This is a genomic window from Dyadobacter sp. CY356, assembly GCF_021440195.1.
Lineage (GTDB): Bacteria > Bacteroidota > Bacteroidia > Cytophagales > Spirosomataceae > Dyadobacter.
This window is the reverse complement of the sequence record NZ_JAJTSZ010000001.1, coordinates 726,229-746,786: the sequence shown is the minus strand read 5'-3', so window position 1 is coordinate 746,786 and position 20,558 is coordinate 726,229. Positions and strand designations below refer to the sequence as shown.

At 39.7% G+C, this 20,558-nt stretch carries 20 protein-coding genes; 14 read left to right on the top strand and 6 right to left on the bottom strand.

Annotation, left to right across the window (positions count from 1 at the left end):
- The first annotated feature begins 40 nt into the window (after positions 1–40).
- The 8 genes from LXL81_RS03195 to LXL81_RS03160 all read left to right on the top strand — a co-directional run bounded on the left by LXL81_RS03195 (position 41) and on the right by LXL81_RS03160 (position 6,275).
- Positions 41–352 (top strand): DNA-directed RNA polymerase subunit omega, encoded by a 312-nt coding sequence (locus LXL81_RS03195; RefSeq protein WP_194122401.1) that lies wholly within the window; start codon positions 41–43, stop codon positions 350–352.
- Between the two features lie 124 nt (positions 353–476).
- The gene (gene coaBC / locus LXL81_RS03190; protein ID WP_234645256.1) at positions 477–1,682 is read left to right on the top strand and encodes a bifunctional phosphopantothenoylcysteine decarboxylase/phosphopantothenate--cysteine ligase CoaBC; all 1,206 of its coding nucleotides are present in this window, start codon (positions 477–479) and stop codon (positions 1,680–1,682) included.
- The gene (locus LXL81_RS03185) at positions 1,679–2,599 is read left to right on the top strand and encodes a DUF4835 family protein (RefSeq protein ID WP_234645255.1); all 921 of its coding nucleotides are present in this window, start codon (positions 1,679–1,681) and stop codon (positions 2,597–2,599) included. Before coaBC ends, LXL81_RS03185 begins: the two co-directional genes overlap by 4 nt.
- Positions 2,600–2,644: 45 nt before the next feature.
- Positions 2,645–2,872 carry a hypothetical protein gene (locus LXL81_RS03180; RefSeq protein ID WP_234645254.1) on the top strand — a complete coding sequence of 76 codons (228 nt, stop codon included), beginning with the start codon at positions 2,645–2,647 and terminating at the stop codon, positions 2,870–2,872.
- Positions 2,873–3,046: 174 nt separating this feature from the next.
- Entirely contained in the window at positions 3,047–4,702 is a 1,656-nt protein-coding gene (gene recN / locus LXL81_RS03175) for a DNA repair protein RecN (RefSeq protein ID WP_234645253.1), read from the top strand.
- 34 nt (positions 4,703–4,736) lie between these two features.
- Positions 4,737–5,168 (top strand): viral A-type inclusion protein, encoded by a 432-nt coding sequence (locus tag LXL81_RS03170; protein ID WP_234645252.1) that lies wholly within the window; start codon positions 4,737–4,739, stop codon positions 5,166–5,168.
- Positions 5,169–5,174: 6 nt separating this feature from the next.
- Positions 5,175–5,837, top strand: a complete 663-nt coding sequence (locus tag LXL81_RS03165; protein WP_234645251.1) for an SCO family protein — start codon at positions 5,175–5,177, stop codon at positions 5,835–5,837.
- A 24-nt stretch (positions 5,838–5,861) separates the two neighbouring features.
- On the top strand, positions 5,862–6,275 hold the full coding sequence (locus tag LXL81_RS03160) for a cytochrome c (protein ID WP_234645250.1): 414 nt from the start codon (positions 5,862–5,864) through the stop codon (positions 6,273–6,275).
- On the opposite strand, the gene lptC is transcribed toward LXL81_RS03160, so the two are convergent.
- The 3 genes from lptC to LXL81_RS03145 are packed head-to-tail and all read right to left on the bottom strand — an operon-like array spanning position 6,276 to position 8,920.
- A complete protein-coding gene (gene lptC, locus LXL81_RS03155) occupies positions 6,276–6,860 on the bottom strand; it encodes an LPS export ABC transporter periplasmic protein LptC (protein WP_234645249.1) in 585 nt (194 codons plus the stop codon). It abuts the gene before it with no gap.
- Between the two features lie 16 nt (positions 6,861–6,876).
- On the bottom strand, positions 6,877–8,172 hold the full coding sequence (locus LXL81_RS03150; RefSeq protein WP_234645248.1) for a hypothetical protein: 1,296 nt from the start codon (positions 8,170–8,172) through the stop codon (positions 6,877–6,879).
- Complete coding sequence (locus LXL81_RS03145; protein ID WP_310589545.1) at positions 8,156–8,920, bottom strand: type III pantothenate kinase; 765 nt, start codon at positions 8,918–8,920, stop codon at positions 8,156–8,158. Before LXL81_RS03145 ends, LXL81_RS03150 begins: the two co-directional genes overlap by 17 nt.
- 418 nt (positions 8,921–9,338) lie before the next feature.
- Here LXL81_RS03145 and rho point away from each other — a divergent pair, with 418 nt between their 5' ends.
- The 4 genes from rho to LXL81_RS03125 all read left to right on the top strand — a co-directional run bounded on the left by rho (position 9,339) and on the right by LXL81_RS03125 (position 13,331).
- The gene (gene rho / locus LXL81_RS03140; RefSeq protein ID WP_234645247.1) at positions 9,339–11,201 is read left to right on the top strand and encodes a transcription termination factor Rho; all 1,863 of its coding nucleotides are present in this window, start codon (positions 9,339–9,341) and stop codon (positions 11,199–11,201) included.
- Positions 11,202–11,334: 133 nt separating this feature from the next.
- Positions 11,335–12,228 (top strand): OmpA family protein, encoded by an 894-nt coding sequence (locus LXL81_RS03135; RefSeq protein ID WP_234645246.1) that lies wholly within the window; start codon positions 11,335–11,337, stop codon positions 12,226–12,228.
- A 29-nt stretch (positions 12,229–12,257) separates the two neighbouring features.
- A complete protein-coding gene (locus tag LXL81_RS03130) occupies positions 12,258–12,767 on the top strand; it encodes a hypothetical protein (protein ID WP_234645245.1) in 510 nt (169 codons plus the stop codon).
- A gap of 39 nt (positions 12,768–12,806) precedes the next feature.
- Entirely contained in the window at positions 12,807–13,331 is a 525-nt protein-coding gene (locus LXL81_RS03125; protein WP_234645244.1) for a hypothetical protein, read from the top strand.
- 76 nt (positions 13,332–13,407) lie between these two features.
- On the opposite strand, the gene htpG is transcribed toward LXL81_RS03125, so the two are convergent.
- Positions 13,408–15,246 carry a molecular chaperone HtpG gene (htpG, locus tag LXL81_RS03120; RefSeq protein ID WP_234645243.1) on the bottom strand — a complete coding sequence of 613 codons (1,839 nt, stop codon included), beginning with the start codon at positions 15,244–15,246 and terminating at the stop codon, positions 13,408–13,410.
- A gap of 247 nt (positions 15,247–15,493) precedes the next feature.
- On the opposite strand from htpG, the gene LXL81_RS03115 reads away from it, so the two are divergent.
- A complete protein-coding gene (locus tag LXL81_RS03115; protein ID WP_234645242.1) occupies positions 15,494–16,045 on the top strand; it encodes a hypothetical protein in 552 nt (183 codons plus the stop codon).
- A 62-nt stretch (positions 16,046–16,107) separates the two neighbouring features.
- On the opposite strand, the gene LXL81_RS03110 is transcribed toward LXL81_RS03115, so the two are convergent.
- Both LXL81_RS03110 and LXL81_RS03105 read right to left on the bottom strand, forming a co-directional pair.
- Positions 16,108–16,809, bottom strand: a complete 702-nt coding sequence (locus LXL81_RS03110) for an MCP four helix bundle domain-containing protein (protein WP_234645241.1) — start codon at positions 16,807–16,809, stop codon at positions 16,108–16,110.
- Between the two features lie 158 nt (positions 16,810–16,967).
- Positions 16,968–19,481, bottom strand: coding sequence for a TonB-dependent receptor domain-containing protein (locus LXL81_RS03105; RefSeq protein ID WP_234645240.1), 2,514 nt, complete (start codon positions 19,479–19,481; stop codon positions 16,968–16,970).
- Between the two features lie 327 nt (positions 19,482–19,808).
- Between LXL81_RS03105 and LXL81_RS03100 the strand changes: the two genes are divergently transcribed.
- A complete protein-coding gene (locus tag LXL81_RS03100; RefSeq protein ID WP_234645239.1) occupies positions 19,809–20,543 on the top strand; it encodes a DUF6962 family protein in 735 nt (244 codons plus the stop codon).
- Positions 20,544–20,558: the final 15 nt, after the last annotated feature.

Below are 20,558 nucleotides of genomic sequence, written 5' to 3'. Positions count from 1 at the left end.
TTTTATATAAAGATTTTTAAACTATATCATCAAAGTAAGCATGGCAACGAATCCATCCATCATTACCCGCGATACGGACAAAATAGCGGACGTAACAGGGAATTTATATGAATCGGTATCGGTAATCTCAAAAAGAGCCCGTCAGATATCAAGCAAAATGAAAGAGGAACTCAATAACAAGCTTGCTGAGTTTGCATCTGGTGTTGACAATCTGGAAGAGGTTTTTGAAAACCGCGAGCAGATAGAAATCTCTAAATTCTACGAACGTATGCCAAAAGCTGGCAGTATGGCTATCGACGAATTTATTGAAGGAAAAACGTATCACAGTTACAGAGATACTACCGAAGAATAAGATCATTTTTTGTGATAATAAAACCAGCCGTAAACATTAATTTTGTTTGTATGGCTGGTTTTTGCTTTTTGTTAAAAGCATCCCCTACTCTCATTTACGTAAACGTGCTATTGCATTTAAAAGATTGGATCTAAAAGGCAAAAAAATATTGTTTGGCGTCTCCGGCAGCATTGCTGCATATAAATCAGCATTACTGGTTAGGTTACTTATAAAAGAAGGTGCGGATGTGCAGGTCGTGATGACTGATTCAGCGCATCAGTTTATAACACCACTTACATTGGGCACGCTTTCCAAACGTCCGGTCTTTACGAAATTTACCCAATCAGAAAACGGTACCTGGAATAATCATGTTGACCTGGGATTATGGGCGGATGTTATGATTATTGCACCCGCAACGGCACGCACTCTTGCCAAATGTGCTTCGGGAAATTGTGATGATTTACTTACAGCTGTATATCTTTCTGCCCGCTGCCCCGTGTTTTTTGCTCCGGCGATGGACGTGGATATGTATCGTCATCCGTCAACACAAAAGAATATTGAGACACTTTTGAGTTATGGAAATAAATTAATTGAAGCAGCGTCTGGCGAATTAGCAAGCGGCCTGGTTGGGGAAGGGAGATTGGCAGAACCAGAAAAAATCCTATCGCGCCTTATTGCTCATTTTTCGGAAAGACCTGTTGCCAAAACAAAAAATGTACTAATCACGGCCGGCCCGACAGCCGAACCCATAGATCCGGTTCGTTATATCAGCAACCGGTCTTCGGGAAAAATGGGCTATGCAATTGCCCGGGCGTTTGCAGATGCCGGAGCTAATGTCAGACTGATAAGCGGCCCAACCAGTTTAGCAATTCCGGATGGCGTGTCAGTTACTAAGGTGGAAACGGCGAAACAGATGTTTGAAGCCACGCAGGAATATTTTTCTCAGTATGATCTTGTCATTTTTTCCGCTGCGGTGGCCGATTATACGCCGATGCACATTGCGGATCAAAAAATAAAAAAACAGGGTGATGAGATCAACCTGGAATTGATAAAAACGACAGACATCGCCGGAACTCTTGGAAAGCAGAAGAAAGATCGTCAGCTTTTGGTTGGATTTGCCCTGGAAACTGAACATGAAATGGAATATGCCCTGGACAAATTACGTCGCAAAAACTTTGACTATATTGTCCTGAATTCCCTAAACGATGCAGGATCAGGATTTGCACACGATACTAACAAAATTACCGTTATTGATAAATCTGAAAACGTTTATCGTTTTCCTTTAAAATCAAAAAAGGAAGTAGCACTAGACATTTTAAATATTATTCTGGCCAAATGGAGCGAAGCATGAAAAGGTTGATATTTATTTTTTGTTTTATAACAAGCATTTTTTCAGAAGATGTTTACGCTCAGGAACTGCAATTTACAGTCAGTTTAAATTATGATCAGCTTGTAGCCCAGCAAAAAACTGATCCTGCGTCAATGACAAAACTTCAATCTTATATCAGCGATTTTTTGAATAATACCAGCTGGACAAGGGAAACGTTTACAAAAGATGAAAAGATAAAATGCAAACTGAATATTAACCTGACGCGTTCTGCAACCCAGGGTGCTTATGAAGGAACGGCGCAACTGGTCATTGCACGACCTGTTTTCAATTCCAGTTACGAAACTGTACTTTTCAATTATGTAGATAGAAATTTTTCATTCAATTATCTTCCTACCGCGCAGTTGTATTTTAATGAAAACAGCTACACCGACGAATTACCGTTCATTTTGGCTTTTTATGCTTACACTGCACTGATTTTTGATTTCGATTCTTTCAGCAAACTCGGTGGCTCTCCTTACATGCAAAGAGCTTTTAATTTGGCAAATTTAGCTTCCAATGCTTCTTCCGCAGGCAGAGGATGGGATACCCGGAAAAGTGCCGATTCAAGAAACCGGTACTGGCTGATAGAAAATCTGATGAGCCAGCAGTTCATTCCTTTTCGTGAAGGCTTGTATGCATATTACCGCCAGGGACTTGATGTTGCCACCGAAAATCCTGCGCAGACCAGGACAAAAACCATGGATTTATTGAATTCCATCAAAACGGTTGCCCAACTGCGGCCGGGAAGTGTTGTTGTCAATTCATTTTTCGATTCAAAATCAGACGAAATATATAGTATTTTGAAAGAAGCAAATCCGGAAGAACGCAGAGCCGCACAAACCATTCTGGTGAGCCTTGACCCGTCCAAAACGCAGCTATATCAGAAATTATCTCAATAAAAAAAGGCACTATTTATTTGAAAATCATATCCGGAATCGAATAATATGAGCAAACGGCTGATTCGTATCGCTTCAAAAAACATAACTTCTGAATTAAGCAACCTTGCCGGTCTTGAACTCAATGCCATCATGCGGTCTGGAAATACACATTTCGGGAAACTTATTTCTGTGACAAATGAGTATTTGACCATGCTTGATACGCGCCAGCATACACACTGGCTCGCAGTTCAGGATTTGTATGAGGTGGTATATGATTTCAAAGATCAGAAGTAACTCACATGCCGCTTCTCCGGACCACTTTATCAGTCAGCCTGGATTAAAAAAATGTTTCCGAACGACTTCCGTTTCCTATTTGTTGATAACATAGTTATATTCGTGTCAAAGACGAACCATTCTGATAATTTTCCGACTTGTTCTCACCAACATTGACAATCTGCTTACAAAGGCATGCTCTCTAATTTACTTATTAAAAATTACGCCCTGATCAAGCAACTGGAAATGTCGCCGGATCCGGGGTTAAATATTATTACGGGAGAAACGGGCGCAGGTAAATCCATTATGCTTGGCGCGATTGGTCTTTTACTTGGCAACCGTGCTGATGTAAAATCGCTGTATGATCCAGCTGAAAAGTGTATCATTGAAGGTAGCTTTGATTTATCTGGTTACGACCTTGCTCCTAATTTCGAAGAAGAAAATCTGGATTTTGCTCAGGAATGTATTGTACGGAGAGAGATTTCCGTAGCAGGAAAATCGCGTGCTTTCATCAATGATACGCCGGTAAACCTGGATACGCTGAAAAGAATAAGCAGCCAGCTCCTTGATATACATTCCCAGCACGATTCAATTTTACTGGGAAGTAATGAATTTCAGTTGCAGGTTGTGGACACATATGCTGAAAATTACGGCTTACTTCATGCATACCGGAAGCATTTCCTGGCATACCGGGAAGCTGCCAGAGGCTATGATTCTTTGCAAAAGGAAGCGGTTCAAATGAGAAAAGCGTTTGACTATGACCAGTTTTTATATCAGGAACTGGCCAATGCCGATTTGCGGAGCGACGAGCAGAATCAACTGGAACAGGAATTAACCATACTTGAAAATGCGGTTGAAATTCGCGAAAAACTTCAGTTGGCTTATTCTTATCTCGACAATCCCGACAGTTCAATTCTGGATTATCTGAAAAGTACCGTTACTGCAATTTCTCAGGCAAGTCGCCTGGTGCCTGCTTATGATTCCTTGCGTGAAAGAGCTCAGAGTTGCCTGATCGAACTCCGAGATCTTGCGGATGAAATTGATGGTGTAAGCACTTCTGTGGAGATTGACGCAGGTCGAAGCCAGATTGTTCACGAACGTCTTGATTTGATTTATCAATTACAAAAAAAGCATCATACAACAACCGTTGATGAACTTTTGAAAATCCAGGAGGATCTGGAAAAGAAAGTCGGTACGGTTTTAAATCTGGATGAATCGTTATTAAAGGCAAAACAAAAAGCGGAGAAAACAGAAGAAGTCATGCTGAAAAGCGCGGCCAATTTGTCCAAAGAACGTCAGAAAGTTGTTAAAACGATCGAGAAACTGATCATTGAACGACTGATTGAATTGGGCATTCCGAATGCTGCTTTGTCTATTAAAATAACCGAAATTGAACCTACAAATGACGGTATAGATTCCATCGCTTTTCTTTTCAGCGGAAATAAAGGAACCCCGTTGCAGGAATTGAGACAGGTGGCGTCGGGAGGAGAATTTTCTCGATTAATGATGGTAATTAAATACATTCTGGCCGACAGAAGAAAACTTCCTACTATTATTTTTGACGAAATCGATACGGGTGTTTCCGGAGAAATAGCTAAAAAGATGGGAAAAATGATGATCAAAATGTCGGACAACCATCAGATTATCGCTATCACCCATTTGCACCAGATCGCGAGTAGTGGTAAGGCACACTATTTTGTATACAAAGATCACTCTTCGGCAAAAACTGTCAGTAAGATAAAAAAATTGACGGTGGACGAACGGGTGATGGAAATTGCACAAATGATCGGTGGCCATAATCCAACAGAATCCGTGATTAACAATGCGCGTGAAATGATTTCAAAAGATTAAATAATAAATGAATAACCCTCATAAACTCAATAATATGAAAAATTATATACTCGCACTGGGAATAGCTTTTTCTCTTTTTTCCTGTAATAAAAATGCAGACAAAATTCTGGAACTTGAAAGTGAAGTGATGACGATCCATGATGATGTGATGCCTCAGATGGATGACATCATGACGCTTAAATCAAAACTTTCCAGGAAAATTATGCATATGGATAGTTTACAAAACGAAGGAATTGCAGGTAACAGTATCGCTGCGGAACGTATTAAAGCAACAGAAATAAATCAGAAGCTGAACGAATCCGATAAACAGATGATGGACTGGATGCATGAATTTCGTCCGGATTCTGCGAAAAAGCTTAAACCGGAGGAGACAATTCTCTATTTCGAAGCACAGAGAAAAAAAATTATTGAAGTAAAGGAATTCACTTCCAGGAATATTCAGGAAGCAAAAACATTTTTAGATTAATAGTATATGCGTAGTTTTTTAAATATTGGTTACAATAAGTTGTTTGCCTTTTTTGTGGTGTTGGGATTATTATCGGCTTGTGATGGTGGAAACAAGAAATTACCGATATTGGGAGAGCGTGACTGGGTGACTAAAACTGTGGATGGTAAGGAGGTTACGGATACCATTTACAATGTTATTCCGCCTTTTTCATTCACTAATCAATATGGAGATACGGTAACTGAAAAAATTGTTGAGAACAAAATTTATGTTACTGATTTTTTCTTTACCACCTGTCCTACTATTTGTCCGGTGATGAAAAGACAAATGGTGAAAGTCTTCAAAGAATTTAAAGACAATCCGGATGTGATGATCCTTTCTCATACCATTGACCCTGAACATGACACGCCTCAGGTACTGAACAAATTTGCAAAAGACTTGGGTGTGGAAGGAAAACAGTGGCAATTTTTGACCGGACCGAAAGAAAAAATTTATGAGATAGGTCAAAAAAGTTATCTGTCAGCTGCTCAGGAAGACAAAACTGCTGAGGGAGGATTTTTGCACAGCGGTGCTTTTATTTTAATTGATAAAGAAAAACACATACGCGGCATGTATGATGGCACAACCGAAGAAGGTACTCAGAAACTGATTCAGGGAATAAAATCGTTACTGGAAGAATATAAAAAATAGAGTGCCCGTCGCCACTGTACATTCATGATAAAAAAATTAATATTTGCCCTCTCAGCCCTCACCATTTTTTCATGTCAAAGTGAACAGGAGCTAAAAACTGAACAATACTTTGCCGAAGGTTATCAGATCTATACCATGAACTGCGCCAATTGTCATCAGGCTGATGGAAAAGGTATGGCCAATTTATATCCGCCTTTGGACGGATCAAAAATAATCCGGGATAAGGCTGCAATGGCTTGTATCATGAGGTATGGGATGAAAGGAACGATCACAGTTAATGGTAAACCATTCAACCGGCCCATGCCTGCCAACGCAAAGTTGCAAGAACTGGAAATTGCAGAAGTGATTACCTACGTGAATATGAAATGGGGAAAAGACAGCACTTACACACCGATTGCTACGGTGACAGCAGCTTTGACGGCCTGCAAGGAACATTGATCAAATCCCGTCAAACTTCATCTTGAATGTCCCTTTTCTGAATTTTATGTGCGAAAAATCCTGATCGGCGTCCATTCCGTTTCCATTAATGATATCCTTTGTAACCGTATTCTTTACGGAAACAAACTTTTCTGTAAATACCTTTTTAGTATCCGGACTCCAGTTTAATTCTGTGGTGGTAAGCAATTCTTTTGTCAAAGATTTCACTACTCTAACATTTCCTTTAACAATGTAAACATTTTTACGTTGATCAAAACGGCCGGAATCTGCACGCAGGCGGGTAACTACCGTCACACCCAATGGATCATAAAAATTGATATTGATCGTATCGGGAAAAACCTTATCGTCATTCTGAAAACGGAGTTGTTTGGGTGTTTTCAGCAAAACTTTCATCAATCCCTGTTCGCTATATTTTAGTTCAACACCATTTGTTATTTCAATAGGACCCGTGTACGGTTTTCCTTTCTTTTTATCACTGGGTTCACAAGCAATAAGAAAAAATCCGGCAAGCGCCAGAATACAAAAAGGAGATACAAATCTATCTCCTTTTTGAAAATACTGTATGATGATACTAATACCCAACATGCGTATAGGCTTATTGTTAATCAAGTTTTTGTTTTTCAAACCATCTTTCTCTTAGTGTCAGGCCAAGTACAACACGTCCGTAACGTTCGCGGACCATACCTGTTCCCAACACACCGCGCTGGCCACCGACAAATGAAAGTGTAACGAAGTTCTGATATCCGCGACCCATTGGTAATGTAAAACCAAGACTAACGTTGGTATCTTTTATATTTTTTTCGCTGATTGTGTAAGGCGTATTACCGTGACTAAAACCAAGACGATAACGAACATTGTCCAGATAGCTTAAAGAACCAAAACGTGGTGTATATTCCGCTCCCAGGTGTATCCGGTTAACATCCTTCAATCCATCGTTACCAAGAGATCTGTCATAATTTCTATATCCTGTCCATCCTTCGTGGCTGTAATCAGCCGCCAGCGTCAGTTTATATGGCCATTCAAAACTAAATCCTACCTGATAAGTAGCAGGAAGTGTTACAGTTCCTTTTCTATTTTTCACAAGCGTATCCGGTGCAATGACTGGAAATGAACTTTGCAACAGTTCAAATGCTGTTGTTCTTTCCGCATTAAGTTTTGTGCCGACACCATAAACTCCACCTAGATTCAGGTTAAGTTTATTGTTCTTTCTCAGCGGAAGTCGTAAAGCCGCACCTCCACGGAAAGAGATATCTTTGTACACAGTACGATCGCTAACACTTACCAGATACCCGGATCCATCACCTATACTAGCTTCGGACGCTGTTCTTACATTACCAAAAAAGTAAGAAGCTTCTAACCCTAAACTTAAATAACGACCAATCTGGACTGAATTTGTAAATGAAGCTTTGTTTACACCACCTTTACCGCTCGTTACATAATCAGCGGAATATGGCGTACCTGCAACATTTCTTACGTCCTTATTTTGAAAATCAACGAAACTGTAAGGCTTAACGCTGATACCCAAAGTCCACCTTGGTGCCACAGGAAAAGCCAAAGCTACATAAGCCAGATTACCACCAGCATTTCGTTGACTATTTGATCCGGAAACTATCTTTTTGTATTGTCCAATTCCACCGAAATCAAGGGTAGTATATTTATTTCTAACCCATAAAGCCGGGTTAAGGTTATTTATTTCAAAGCTGCTTGCAGAACTTACATTCGCTTGCCCCATCCCTGAAGATGCTGCAAATCCATCAGTATAAAGTTCGCCCATACCAAGAGATGAATACGGCGAATTTCCTAATCCCTGTGCATTAACTTTTGATATTATGGCCGAATAATTGCATCCGAGCGTAATTGCTATCGTGAGTAATCCTATTCTATTGTAGAGCGACATTATATGTTAAAATTCTGTTCAGTCCTATTAATACCAGTTCCGGCACTGCAAATATGGGCGGTTTCAGGGTACTTTCAAAAAATGGTACATCTCCGCCACATATTACTACGCACAAAGATGGTATTTCGTGACGGTACCTGTTAATTATTCCTTCGATCTCAGCCAGCGTACCATTCATTACGCCACTTTGAATAGCATTTTTTGTACTTTTTCCAATAAATGCCGGATCTTTTTCCGGATCAAACAATGGAAGTCTTTTTGTAAACGTATGAAGCGCATTAAATCGCATCCGGACGCCCGGGGAAATTAATCCCCCTCTAAAAATCCCGACAAGGTCAACCAGATCATAAGTAATACTGGTGCCCATATCAATAACCAGCACATCCTTTCCCGGAAACATCCAATTTGCCCCGCAAGCTGCTGCAATCCTGTCGGCTCCCAGCGTGTGTGGCGTTTCGTAGTCCTTTTTAACGGGAACCGGTAAAATACCTGTAAGGTTTAAAACAGGCACATCCCGATCAAGAGCCACTAAAAACTCATCAAGAGGCCTGTTTACAGATGAATACATAATACGTTCGGGTAATTCTGCCCGTATCCGATCAATGAGCTCTGTAAAACTCAGACGTGTTTCATAACGGATCAAATGATCACCTGAAAACCATCCAATCTTGGAATAAGTATTGCCAGAATCGATTACCACATTCATATTCCCACAAAAGTCCTCTTTTCTTGGCAGAAATACTAACATTCTTCAAAAGACCAGTGCCTGATTATTCATAATTTAACATAGATTAAGCTTTTTAAACGATTAGAGGGATATTTGATTTGGAATTTACAAAAACACTTTGTACCTTCGTACTAAGTAAAAAAACACCCCTGTATTATTCCGTTATGTCTGGCTTCGTTAGATCTCAAAACTAGCGAGAAGAATACTCTAAGTTATTATTGCACACTACTTTTTCTATTAAATTGCAAAATTTCCTGGTTGATCCATCTTAAGTTTATCCTGTTTGGCACGTCTTTTATTCAGACCTGGCGAATATATATATCCACGCATCAATGACCATCACGTGACCCGAGACTTGCGTTCTCCTATCAATTTTCCATCTATATTCACTATCCCATTAATCATCTGGTAAAGTTTATCTTTACTGTATATTTTCTGTATGCTTACAATTGATGAATTGAACCTTAAGCTTTTATCTGAGCTGAAAGAAATAGCGGGACAAAGCGGCATTCAAGATTATGCCAAACTTCCCAAAAAAGAATTAGTGTCAAGAATTATTGCACAACAGAATGTTGCTCCGGAGCCTGAAAAGGTAATCGAAGCAGATTCGGCTGACGATTCTGCCGCTGGTGATGAGCCTAAGAAAAAAAGAGCCAGACGTATTGAAACTCCTGTTTCTGCCAAAGCAATTAACGTTCGCACCAACAAGCCAAGAAAAGAATCAAATACGCCTGCATCTGCTCCTCTTTTTGACACAACACCCAAAATCACCGAAGCAGCTGTTGTAACTGAACCAGTGGTAACGGAAGAAGTTCCTGCTGCTGTTGCTGAGCCGGTTAAAAGATATGAATCACCTGCACGGAAATTTGATAATTCCAGAAGATCAGACGTTTCTAAAAACAAGGATTCGGGCCGTGAGCTTGATTCTGTTGAAGATACGCTCGACGATCTTGGACGTGAAGAACCTGCGCCCGTAGCAGAAAGTACTTCTCAAACTGAAAATTCTTCTCAGGCTGATAATACCGAAACCGTTCAGAGCGCTCCGGTAAATTCGGCTTCAGCAGAAGAAAGGCCAACGCAGCAGGCCGGAGAAAACAACGAAAGACAACCACAGCAGAATTCTTCCCCAAGAGAAGATCCTTCAAATAAAATCAAACGCAACTATAACAATTATGTCCGTGAATTTGACGGTCTGATTATTAATGAAGGTGTTTTGGAGATAATGCAGGATGGCGGTTATGGCTTCCTGAGATCTGCCGATTACAACTATCTGGCCAGTCCGGATGATATATATGTTTCGCCTTCGCAAATTAAATTATTCGGTTTAAAAACCGGTGATACTGTAAAAGGCCAGATTCGCCCGCCGAAAGAAGGAGAAAAATATTTTGCCTTGCTTCGTGTTGAAACTGTTAACGGTAAAACAACGGAAGAAATCAGAGACCGTATTCCATTTGAATACCTTACTCCTCTTTTCCCTGAAGAATGTTTAAGATTGAGCAGCCGCCCGGATCAGTATTCAACCCGTATTCTTGATCTTTTTGCACCCATAGGAAAAGGACAGCGTGGAATGATCGTTGCACAGCCAAAAACTGGTAAAACGGTTCTTTTGAAAGAAATTGCCAACGCAATTACCCGTAATCATCCGGAAGTATTTTTACTTATACTTTTAATCGATGAACGTCCGGAAGAGGTTACAGATATGCAGCGCAGTGTGCGTGCAGAAGTAATTGCATCTACTTTTGATGAGCAGGCTGATCGCCATGTAAAAGTTGCGAGCATCGTGCTTGAAAAAGCGAAGAGAATGGTGGAATGCGGTCACGATGTAGTTATCCTGCTGGATTCAATTACTCGTCTAGCCCGTGCGTATAACACGGTTGTGCCTTCGTCCGGAAAAATACTTTCCGGTGGTGTGGATGCCAACGCTTTGCATAAACCAAAACGCTTCTTTGGAGCGGCAAGAAATGTTGAAAATGGCGGATCGCTTACGATTATCGCAACAGCATTGATCGATACAGGTTCGAAAATGGATGAAGTTATCTTTGAAGAATTCAAAGGAACTGGTAACATGGAATTGCAGCTGGATCGTAAACTTTCTAACAAACGTGTATTCCCAGCCATTGACGTCATGGCATCAGGAACGCGTCGTGAAGACTTACTACTTGACAAGGAAACGCTCAAAAAAGTCTGGATTTTAAGAAAACATATGTCAGATATGAATGCCATGGAATCCATGGACTTCCTGCTCGACCATATGAAGGGAACCAGGAACAACGAGGAGTTCCTGATATCAATGAACAGATAAAAAATAGCCTGGATGCGCCTGCATCCAGGCTATTTTTTTAAATATTCGTTTGTTGCATACAGTTATAGAGGAATTATATTGTGACCGAATTGATTTTTTCAGTCAAAAAGTAAATTAAATCCCTACAACACATATGTCAAACAACAAAACAATCTGGTGGTTATTACTTATTGGCTGGATGGCTGGCTCGGCTTACTGGCACGTTTGTAAAATTAAGCTCCTATGCGACGCACCACTTACAAGCTCAACTGTTATTTCAACAACAGCCCCAACAATTTCTCCGTTAACAATCGTTGATGGATCTGAGCTAAATCTTACATCTTCCGGAAATTTCGGATTTGCCAAATCTGGTGCTGATGCTAATTTCAGCGGAGTGCAGGCCGAAATTGATTCCCTTGCTTCATTTGCAGTAGCAAATCCTGGCAAAATCATCACCATTACAGGCTCTTATTCGTCACAGGAAACCAATGGTACCTCTTTCCCAAATCTTGGTATTGCCCGCGCATCTGCTATCAAAAGCTACCTGATAAGCAAAGGATTACCTGATTCCGTTTTTGTGCTGAATGGCCAATTGAATGATGCAATCGTATTTAGTCCAGATTCTCTTCATGGCGGTATTGATTTTACTTTTGCCAAAAGAGTTGCAGTTACCGAAAACGATCTTGCCAATGAACAGAAATACGAAAGTATTTTCAAGCCGCTGGATCTGTATTTCCCAACCGCAAGTGCAGAATATATTAAAACAGGAGAAAATCAGAAATTCCTGATTGAGGCCAAAAAGTTCTTATCTGAAAACAAGGACAAAAAATTACTTTTGACCGGCTATACTGATAGCGACGATAGTGCTGAATGGAACCTGAAACTTTCCAAAAAGAGAGCTGAGATTGTTAAAGCGAAATTTGTTTCACTGGGAGTTCCTGCCGACAGGATTATCACGGATGGAAAGGGTGAAGCGGATCCGAAAGCCTCCAATGATACGCCTGAGGGAAAACGTGCAAATCGCCGTGTGACCATTGTTGTTCAATAGCTATTTTATTACTCAAAACACATTATAACATGTTTCAATTAAATCCTCTTGCAAATCCTGACGCTTTGTGGCAGCATATACTGATGCTCGTAGTGGCGGCAATTCTCGGATATATTATTGGTTATATCACCGGAAGTTCTGTTATATCGCAACTCGAAGATGAACTTGGCCGGCTGGACAATGATCTGCAATATTGTAAAAGTCAGAAAAAGGCGGTAAAAATTGCTACAAATACCACCCGTGAAAGTTTTACCGGTATCGCAGTTACTCCTGAAAAAGTGCAACATGATGATTTAAAGATTATCGAAGGAATTGGACCAAAACTGGAAAGTATCCTGAATGCTGCCGGAATCCATTCATTCTATCAGTTAAGTCAAAAAACGCCTGAACAGATTTCAGCAATTCTTTCTAATTCCGATTCCCGTTTCCAGGTGCATGACCCTGCAACATGGCCTCGCCAGGCTGAATTGGCCTCAAAAGGAAACTGGGACGAATTAAAAGCATGGCAGGACCAACTTAACGGTGGCCGTGAAGAATAGTTTAACTGATCAATCTTCAAGATAAAAATAAAAGAAATCATGATGCTTTTACAACTCAATCCATTCAGTAAGCCGGTGGCAATATCTGAAATATTAATACTGCTGATCATAGCAGCTTTTGTCGGCTGGCTTATCGCCCGACTGATTACCAACGGACGTATACGAGTACTCCGTGAATCAATTTCTGAAAGAAAAATTGAACTTGCAGATTGCCGTGCACAACAGCGGGAATTCAAAACTGTCGAACAGCCACTTGTTGGTAAAGCATCCAAAACAGTATATCCCACTGCTGTACAGGTAGATCCGGCAAAAGCAGATGATTTCAAAATAATTGAAGGAATCGGCCCGAAAATTGAGGAACTTATCAATAAAGAAGGTATTTACACTTACGAACAGTTGTCAAATACCAACCCGATAAGAATATCAAATATCCTGAAAAATGCAGGTCCGCGTTTTCAAATGCATGATCCTTCCAGCTGGCCACAGCAGGCAAAACTTGCCAATGAAAAAAGATGGCAGGAACTGCAAATCCTGAAAGATAAATTGATTGCAGGAAGACAATAGTAAAACCTTCTTTCCTAAACTGAAAAAATCCGCTCTCATCATGAAAGCGGATTTTTTCAGTTTCAAATAATTTCAATTACAAACCAACCACTGTGCGCTGGATGAACTGTGTCAAATCACTACCGATCAAAAGTCCTTGCGACAATAAGGCAAGATCATAAACCTGTTTGGCAAGCGTTTTTTGCTCTTCTTCATTTTCAGTATTCAAAATACGTCCGATTATCGGGTGATTCGCATTTACTGAAATTGTATACATCAAAGGCATATTACCAAACATCGAAGGCTGCCCTGAAGAAGCTTGCATATCCGTCATACGACGCATAAATTCAGGGAAAGTGATTACAACAGGCAATTCATCCACCGGCATAGCCTCAATCTGAACGTTACCTGCTTTGTTTGTAACTACTTCTTCAAACAACTTTTTAGCTTTTTCAGATTCTTCGGTTGAAAGAATGCTTTCCAAAGTCACATCCTTTTCAATCAACTTGTCGAGCGTATCTGCATCTACACGTTTAACCTGAATTTTTTCAACCTTCTGTTCCAACGCATTGATAAAATGTGAATCGATCACGCTTGTCAGTGAAAGGACATCATAACTGCGTTTTTTGGCTGATTGAATGAAAGCATCCTGTTTCTTCTCATCTGTCGTATATAACCAAACCTGCATATCATTTTTGTCAGTCTGGTTTTCTTTAACAGCCTCTTTATATTCTTCAAAAGTGAAAAACTTGCCATCAACATTTTTCAACAAACAGAAATCTTTTGCTTTTTCATAGAATTTCTCATCACTGATAATTCCATATTTTACGAACAATCCGATGTCATCAAATTTCCCTTCAAAGCCTGCACGGTCATTTTTGAAGATTTCGGATAACTTATCAGCTACTTTACGGGTAATATATCCATTGATTTTCTTTACATTTCCATCCGCCTGAAGATAACTTCTTGACACGTTCAAAGGAATGTCCGGAGAATCGATTACACCATGTAATAGTTGAAGGAAATCAGGAACGATATCTTTTACCTCGTCCGTAATAAATACCTGACGGCTGTAAAGCTGGATCTTTTCACGTTGACCCTGAAAATCGTTTTTCAGTTTTGGGAAATATAGAACACCTGTCAGGTTGAAGGGATAATCCACATTCAAATGGATCCAGAATAATGGATCCTCGCTGAACGGATAAAGCTCTTTGTAGAAAGCGATATAATCTTCATCCTTCAAATCCGACGGATTTTTAGTCCAGATCGGGCTTGGGTTGTTGATAATTTTATCTTCAAATTCAATCTGTATTGGCAGGAATTTACCGTATTTTTCAAGAATTCCTCTTAAACGGCTTTCATCCAAAAATTCTTCCGAATCCGCTGCGATATGTAAAATGATATCAGATCCACGATCCGCCTTTTCGGCTGATGTTAATTCATACTCGGTCGATCCGTCACATATCCAGCGAACAGCTTCGGAACCATCCTTATAGGATTTTGTAATGATTTCAACATTTTCTGCAACCATATAGGCAGAATAGAAACCAAGTCCAAAATGACCGATTATTCCTTTATCACCTTTTCCGTCTTCGCCTTTGTCTTTATACTTTTCAACAAATTCGGTCGCACCTGAAAATGCGATCTGATTAATATACTTTTTGATTTCATCGGCAGTCATCCCGATACCGTTGTCACTGATTGTGATGGTTTTAGCCTCTTTATCAAGCTTCACAACCACTTTCAATTCTCCAAGTTCACCGTTAAACTCACCGTAGGAAGCAAGTTTTTTGATTTTTTGACTTGCATCAACCGCATTTGAAACTAATTCTCGCAAAAATATTTCGTGGTCCGAGTAAAGGAATTTTTTAATGATCGGAAATATATTTTCGGTATGAATGCTAAGATTTCCTTTTTCCTGAATCACTGATTCCATAATTTTTCTGTTTATTAAATATTATATTTTAGAATTATTTTCTGCTTTGCAATACCGCATAAAAATTTGCGTTCCAATAGGAATTGTGACGAAACCAGTCTGACAGATTGTCAGCAAACAAACGCTTATATTGATATCAGTTTGAAGTTGGTTACTGCAAGGCTTTTTAGTAATTTTGCGTTCTCTACATTTTAGAAATAATTAACATTTTGACAATCAGTTATTACTGACACAAGAATTAAAAACCATGAATCTAATTAAAAAACTATTTGTCGGTCTGGCACTTATCGCAGCAGTATCCGGCTGTACCACCACAAATTCAATTCCATTCACAAACTATACTGTTTTTACTGAGGACCTGCGCAAGGATCTTGAAAATGCAGGAATTCCATTGAGTAAAGTTCAGTTTTTCAATGACAAAGCGATTACGATCCGCAGAGAAGTCAGTGACCCAAATGATATCAAGGTAAATCCCGAAGGAAAAATCAGTATTAACAATGGCAAGAGTATCCAGACAATTAACGTGCGTCTTTTCACGCCGGGTGTGGCACTTGGATCAAGCAGTGGAGCGATTTCCGTTTCCTGGGATGATACACAGACTGATAAGAAAGGGATGAAATTCAATTTGAGCGGACAGAATTATTTCCTTGATATTCTGCCTAATAATAAATTTAGCTACAAAGACCGCACTTTTGATCTTCAAGCCGGAAACGGAGCTCGTCTTTTTGTGAGTAAAGACTTATTGAAGCAAGTGAGTAATCAGCGCGAAACTTTGAAAGGCCGTAAAGTAGGTCAATAAGCAATCAATATAAAAAAACGGATCGTAGGGTTTACAGCTTTACGATCCGTTTTTTTGTGCGATCAATTCATATGAAAGTTTTGCCCTTTGGTTTTTAAAATATCCTGGCTATTGATAATCCGCGAATTCTTTATGAGCACTAAAACAATGAGCCCCAGCACTATGGCCAGCGCAATTTGTAAAAAGGATAACATTGCAACGCCGGCAAAATCAGTTTTTGATTTCAGCATTAATTTATTCCCTACCTCCGACTGGATTTTGGCAAGCTCGTTTAGATGCGCAACTGAATTTTGAAACGTAATGACGCCGACTCCCTCGAACATTTCTTTTGCCAGTGTATGATTTCCTGATTTTTGTTCATCAATTATCCGTTTTTCCAATAAGATATAAGCCTCAACCATATCTCTAAAATCTGCAAGCGCTTTGGCTTCCTCCTCAACCAGATACGTTTTTCCGAAAGCGGTTGTCAATGAATCCAGATTTTTGCTATACATATTTAATTGCCTCAAAACCCCGGCATGATCCATCTGCTGTTCCGTAAAAAGATACTTTTCAAGCGAGAGCCGTTTATTGTATAAGTTTTCGGTAAGATAGATTATTGTCGTGGCCGGGATGAGCCTGTCCTCATAAATGGATGAAAACGACTTGTTTATCCCATTAATATTATTTCTGGATATTACAGTTCCAAAGATGATAGCAACCATAATTCCTCCAAGAATAAAACTGGCTTTGAGTTTTTGCTGAATAATAAATGACCATTTCATGGCTAAAAAAATTCAAATGAATAATACCTTATTTACTTAAAGATACATATTCAAAACGATGTTATAAAATTTCGCAGTTATATTATGGAAAGAAAAATCATAAACAAAAAAAGACCAGCGCAAGCACTGGTCTTTGATACCTTATTACTTAAAAGAATCTAATTATTTTCTCCTCCACCTTTTACATCTGAATTGGAAACAGAACGCGTTTTACGTTTTGGTGCATCAAAACTCATTTTTCCAATCGTATAATTAAAAGTTATTTTGAAATTCCGGTTGTACAATTGCGTCTGGCTTGTCTGGGAGAAAATCGGCGATTGAAGATCGGAAGTGAATCTCACACCCTTCGTCATAAAGTTTTCAGCCCCAAATCCTATACTCCCCTTTTTATTATTGAAGTCTCTTTTAAAACCAAGCGAGTACATATAGAAGCCAGTTCTTGAACCTTGCAGCTGCACTTCCTTCCCACGATAAAAAGCGAAAGCCTGCAATCCCCATCCTTTTTTCAGAGATATCTGAGACATGATCCTTCCACCATAATTAAATCCTGAGTTACTTACCGCTTCCGAAACACCTTCTGCATTGGTTGTCTGCCCTTCCATGTATGACTGCAACAAATCGATACTTCCATTTACCGTCCATTTTGAAGTCAGATAAACGTTGGCAAAAACGTTGGCACCATATGCGCGCTGCTTTCCAATATTTTCATAAGTGGTAACAATCGCACCGGCCAGTGTATCGATAGTGGTTCTTACCTGCGTGATGGAATTATTTGTGTTACGCGCAAAGACTGAAAAGTTCAGATATGTTTTTTTGATGTTCGTGCTCAAACCTGCTTCAAAGTTATTAGTAAGTTCAGGGCTTAATGAGGGATTTCCCATACTGATACTTTGAGGATTGGAAATATTCACATTAGGATTCAGCTGCTGGATTCCCGGGCGTTGCAATCTTCTGTTGTAAGCAACTTTTATCGTTGTAGCATCCGTAATATTTTTTGAAAGGTTTATGCTCGGGACAAGATTTCCATAGCTCGGAATCGAGATCTTTCCTTTATCTCCCGCATCAGCACTGATGCCTGTATACTCATAACGGGTACCGGCCTTGATCGTGTATTTGTTTTTTGTTGTCAAAGAGTAAGAAACATAACCTGCGGCAACATTCTGGTTATAATTCAAAGTCCCGGAAGGATTGTCGGGATTGATTGTAAAATCGCCTGTTTCACCAGCCATTAAATATTTATAATCGCTGTTTACCTTCCGGAAAATCCCTTTTGCACCAAATTCAAGTAACTGGTTTTTCTTAATTGGTGTTTGGTAATCCGTCTGAAGCGTAAATTCGTTGTTGGAATTACCATTAACATTTTTCAATCTGCTACCAACATTTCCACCTGTACTTAAAATATCTGTGTTGAAATCATTCGTTAAATTGGTGCGACTGTAAAGTGTTGAAAAACTCCATTCCTGCTGAGGCTTGAATGTACGTACATAATCAACGTTCACATCAATTGTACCCGAAAGATCTTTGCGGTCTACCTTGCGCTGAGAATTTGCAGTAGCCTCGTCGTTCGTAAACTGGTCGATAAATAAATTTTGCTTTTGAACAAAGTTGCGGGTACCGTAGCGAACTCCCGCAGAAAGCGCCTGATTTTTTCCAAGATCGTAATCAAAACCAAGAGAATATTGTCCAAATAGTCCTCTGTCCTTGGAATTGGAACTTTGCTTTGTTGAAAATATATCACTGCCGGATCTTGTATCCTGATCTAAGACCGACGTCGCCTTATTATAAAATGCACGTCCAAATCCACCCAGTGTGATACCCATTTTCCCTTTACGATAACTACCGTTAAGACCAAGGTTGGTACCACGGTTTCCGACTCCTGAATCTACGTTTAGTATAAGTCCCTGTAAGTTATTTTTCTTTGTTATAATGTTGATAATACCACCAGACCCTTCCGCATCATATTTGGCAGAAGGAGATGTGATAACTTCTACGGATTTAATCATATCCGCAGGAATTTGTTTTAACGCATCTGCCACATTACTTGCGATGATTGTAGAAGGTTTGTTGTTGATCAAAACCCGGATATTAGAACTGCCTCGCAGAGAAACATTTCCATCCAGATCCACGGACAACATCGGCACTTTTCTTAAAAGATCAGATGCATCTCCTCCTTTGGAGGTAATATCCTTTTCGGCATTGTAAACCAACCTATCCACTTTTTCCTCCACCATTGACTTTTCACCGGTGATGGTTACCTCGTCAAGTGTTTTGGTATTAGCCGACATTTTAATTACACCCAGGTCTACATTCTTATTATTTTCAACGGTAAGCGTTACAGATTTATCTTTAAAACCGATAAATGAAAATAGCAATTTGTATTTCCCCGCGCCTACACCGGTTATTTCAAATTTACCTTTGTCATCCCCTACTGCACCGTCAAGGACTTTATTATCGGAAAAGTTTACCAGGGCCACACTTACAAATTCAACTGGTTTTGCAGCGACTGAATCGGAAACGACTCCTGAAATTTTGGAGTTTCCTTTTGGAATAATCGAAGCTTGTGGATTACCAGATGGTGCAAGCGGCCCCTGGGCGTTGCTTAAATTTGCCTGTAAAAATAAAATTAAGGCAAGAGCCGTTATTTTAAAATGCATTAAAAAAAATCTTCTCATGGTTAAATAATTAATTGTCAGGAGGGTCAGTCTTATTCTAAAACACATTTCCCGATACAAAGAAATATGATGCTATTCACTTCTATTCAGGAAATAGACCAGCAACTCGATTTTATCTACCAGTAGTACTTTTCGCCTGACTAATTATACAATACGAAAAAGTAAATGATCCGGGAAGTCTCGAAATATGATTTTACCGTTACTGGCACAATATTAATAAAGAGAGCTTTAAGCCACCGTAAGTTGCAGATGAGAACACATTTGTGCTTACTTTTGGTAAATAATTTCAACCCTGGTCATTTTTACTCCTATTAAGACTTTCTTTCAATGAATGATGTTATCATAGATTTCAGCAAAGTTCATCAGATAAAATTATTTGGTATTACCGTTCTCGAACCTTCGACTGTTATTTCCAGTCTGTTGATGGCCATTGTCTGTTTCTACGCCTTCGTTCATTTAGGCAGACTTTCGCGTGTGCACAGAATGTATAGCCAGATCCGGTATTTCTTTCTTTTTATGGGAATTGCCACAGTAATTGGTGGCGTTCTGGGTCACGGATTTTTGTATGTGACGGGACAGCGGGGAAAAATTCCAGGATGGTTCGCAAGCATGATCGCCGTGGCATTATTTGAAAGAGCTGCAATCTGGCATATCAAACCCTTGCTTAAACCTAAATTCGGGTCCTGGCTGGGATATCTGAATTACTTGGAATTAACGCTGTTTTTTGCCTTAACATTAATCACCCTGAATTTTGTTGTGGTTGAGATCCATGCATTTTACGGACTTTTCCTCATGCTTTTCATGATCGAAATTTATGTATACAAACATAAAAAAGATCCGGGCAGCGTCAACATTTTTATAGCGACCGGCCTTGGCGCACTAGCTGCTGGCTTTCATGCTTTAAAATTCAGTTTTGGCCCATGGTTTAATTATAATGACATAAGCCATATCCCGATGGCGGCTTCCATCTGGTACTATTATCAGGGAGCCAGAAAAATGACTTTCTACGGTACTCCGGTCATAGAGCCAGAGGAAATCATAAAATCCGAAGTGGAGAACTAGCCTTATCAGAAAATA

What these genes read in the sequence shown, in the direction of transcription:
- LXL81_RS03195 (WP_194122401.1), top strand. Translation starts at nt 41, where the DNA reads ATGGCAACGAATCCATCCATCATTACCCGCGATACGGACAAAATAGCG.
- LXL81_RS03185 (WP_234645255.1), top strand. Translation starts at nt 1,679, where the DNA reads ATGAAAAGGTTGATATTTATTTTTTGTTTTATAACAAGCATTTTTTCA.
- LXL81_RS03180 (WP_234645254.1), top strand. Translation starts at nt 2,645, where the DNA reads ATGAGCAAACGGCTGATTCGTATCGCTTCAAAAAACATAACTTCTGAA.
- recN (WP_234645253.1), top strand. Translation starts at nt 3,047, where the DNA reads ATGCTCTCTAATTTACTTATTAAAAATTACGCCCTGATCAAGCAACTG.
- LXL81_RS03170 (WP_234645252.1), top strand. Translation starts at nt 4,737, where the DNA reads ATGAAAAATTATATACTCGCACTGGGAATAGCTTTTTCTCTTTTTTCC.
- LXL81_RS03165 (WP_234645251.1), top strand. Translation starts at nt 5,175, where the DNA reads ATGCGTAGTTTTTTAAATATTGGTTACAATAAGTTGTTTGCCTTTTTT.
- LXL81_RS03160 (WP_234645250.1), top strand. Translation starts at nt 5,862, where the DNA reads ATGATAAAAAAATTAATATTTGCCCTCTCAGCCCTCACCATTTTTTCA.
- lptC (WP_234645249.1), bottom strand. Translation starts at nt 6,860, where the DNA reads ATGTTGGGTATTAGTATCATCATACAGTATTTTCAAAAAGGAGATAGA.
- LXL81_RS03150 (WP_234645248.1), bottom strand. Translation starts at nt 8,172, where the DNA reads ATGTCGCTCTACAATAGAATAGGATTACTCACGATAGCAATTACGCTC.
- LXL81_RS03145 (WP_310589545.1), bottom strand. Translation starts at nt 8,920, where the DNA reads ATGTTAGTATTTCTGCCAAGAAAAGAGGACTTTTGTGGGAATATGAAT.
- rho (WP_234645247.1), top strand. Translation starts at nt 9,339, where the DNA reads ATGCTTACAATTGATGAATTGAACCTTAAGCTTTTATCTGAGCTGAAA.
- LXL81_RS03135 (WP_234645246.1), top strand. Translation starts at nt 11,335, where the DNA reads ATGTCAAACAACAAAACAATCTGGTGGTTATTACTTATTGGCTGGATG.
- LXL81_RS03130 (WP_234645245.1), top strand. Translation starts at nt 12,258, where the DNA reads ATGTTTCAATTAAATCCTCTTGCAAATCCTGACGCTTTGTGGCAGCAT.
- LXL81_RS03125 (WP_234645244.1), top strand. Translation starts at nt 12,807, where the DNA reads ATGATGCTTTTACAACTCAATCCATTCAGTAAGCCGGTGGCAATATCT.
- htpG (WP_234645243.1), bottom strand. Translation starts at nt 15,246, where the DNA reads ATGGAATCAGTGATTCAGGAAAAAGGAAATCTTAGCATTCATACCGAA.
- LXL81_RS03115 (WP_234645242.1), top strand. Translation starts at nt 15,494, where the DNA reads ATGAATCTAATTAAAAAACTATTTGTCGGTCTGGCACTTATCGCAGCA.
- LXL81_RS03110 (WP_234645241.1), bottom strand. Translation starts at nt 16,809, where the DNA reads ATGAAATGGTCATTTATTATTCAGCAAAAACTCAAAGCCAGTTTTATT.
- LXL81_RS03105 (WP_234645240.1), bottom strand. Translation starts at nt 19,481, where the DNA reads ATGAGAAGATTTTTTTTAATGCATTTTAAAATAACGGCTCTTGCCTTA.
- LXL81_RS03100 (WP_234645239.1), top strand. Translation starts at nt 19,809, where the DNA reads ATGAATGATGTTATCATAGATTTCAGCAAAGTTCATCAGATAAAATTA.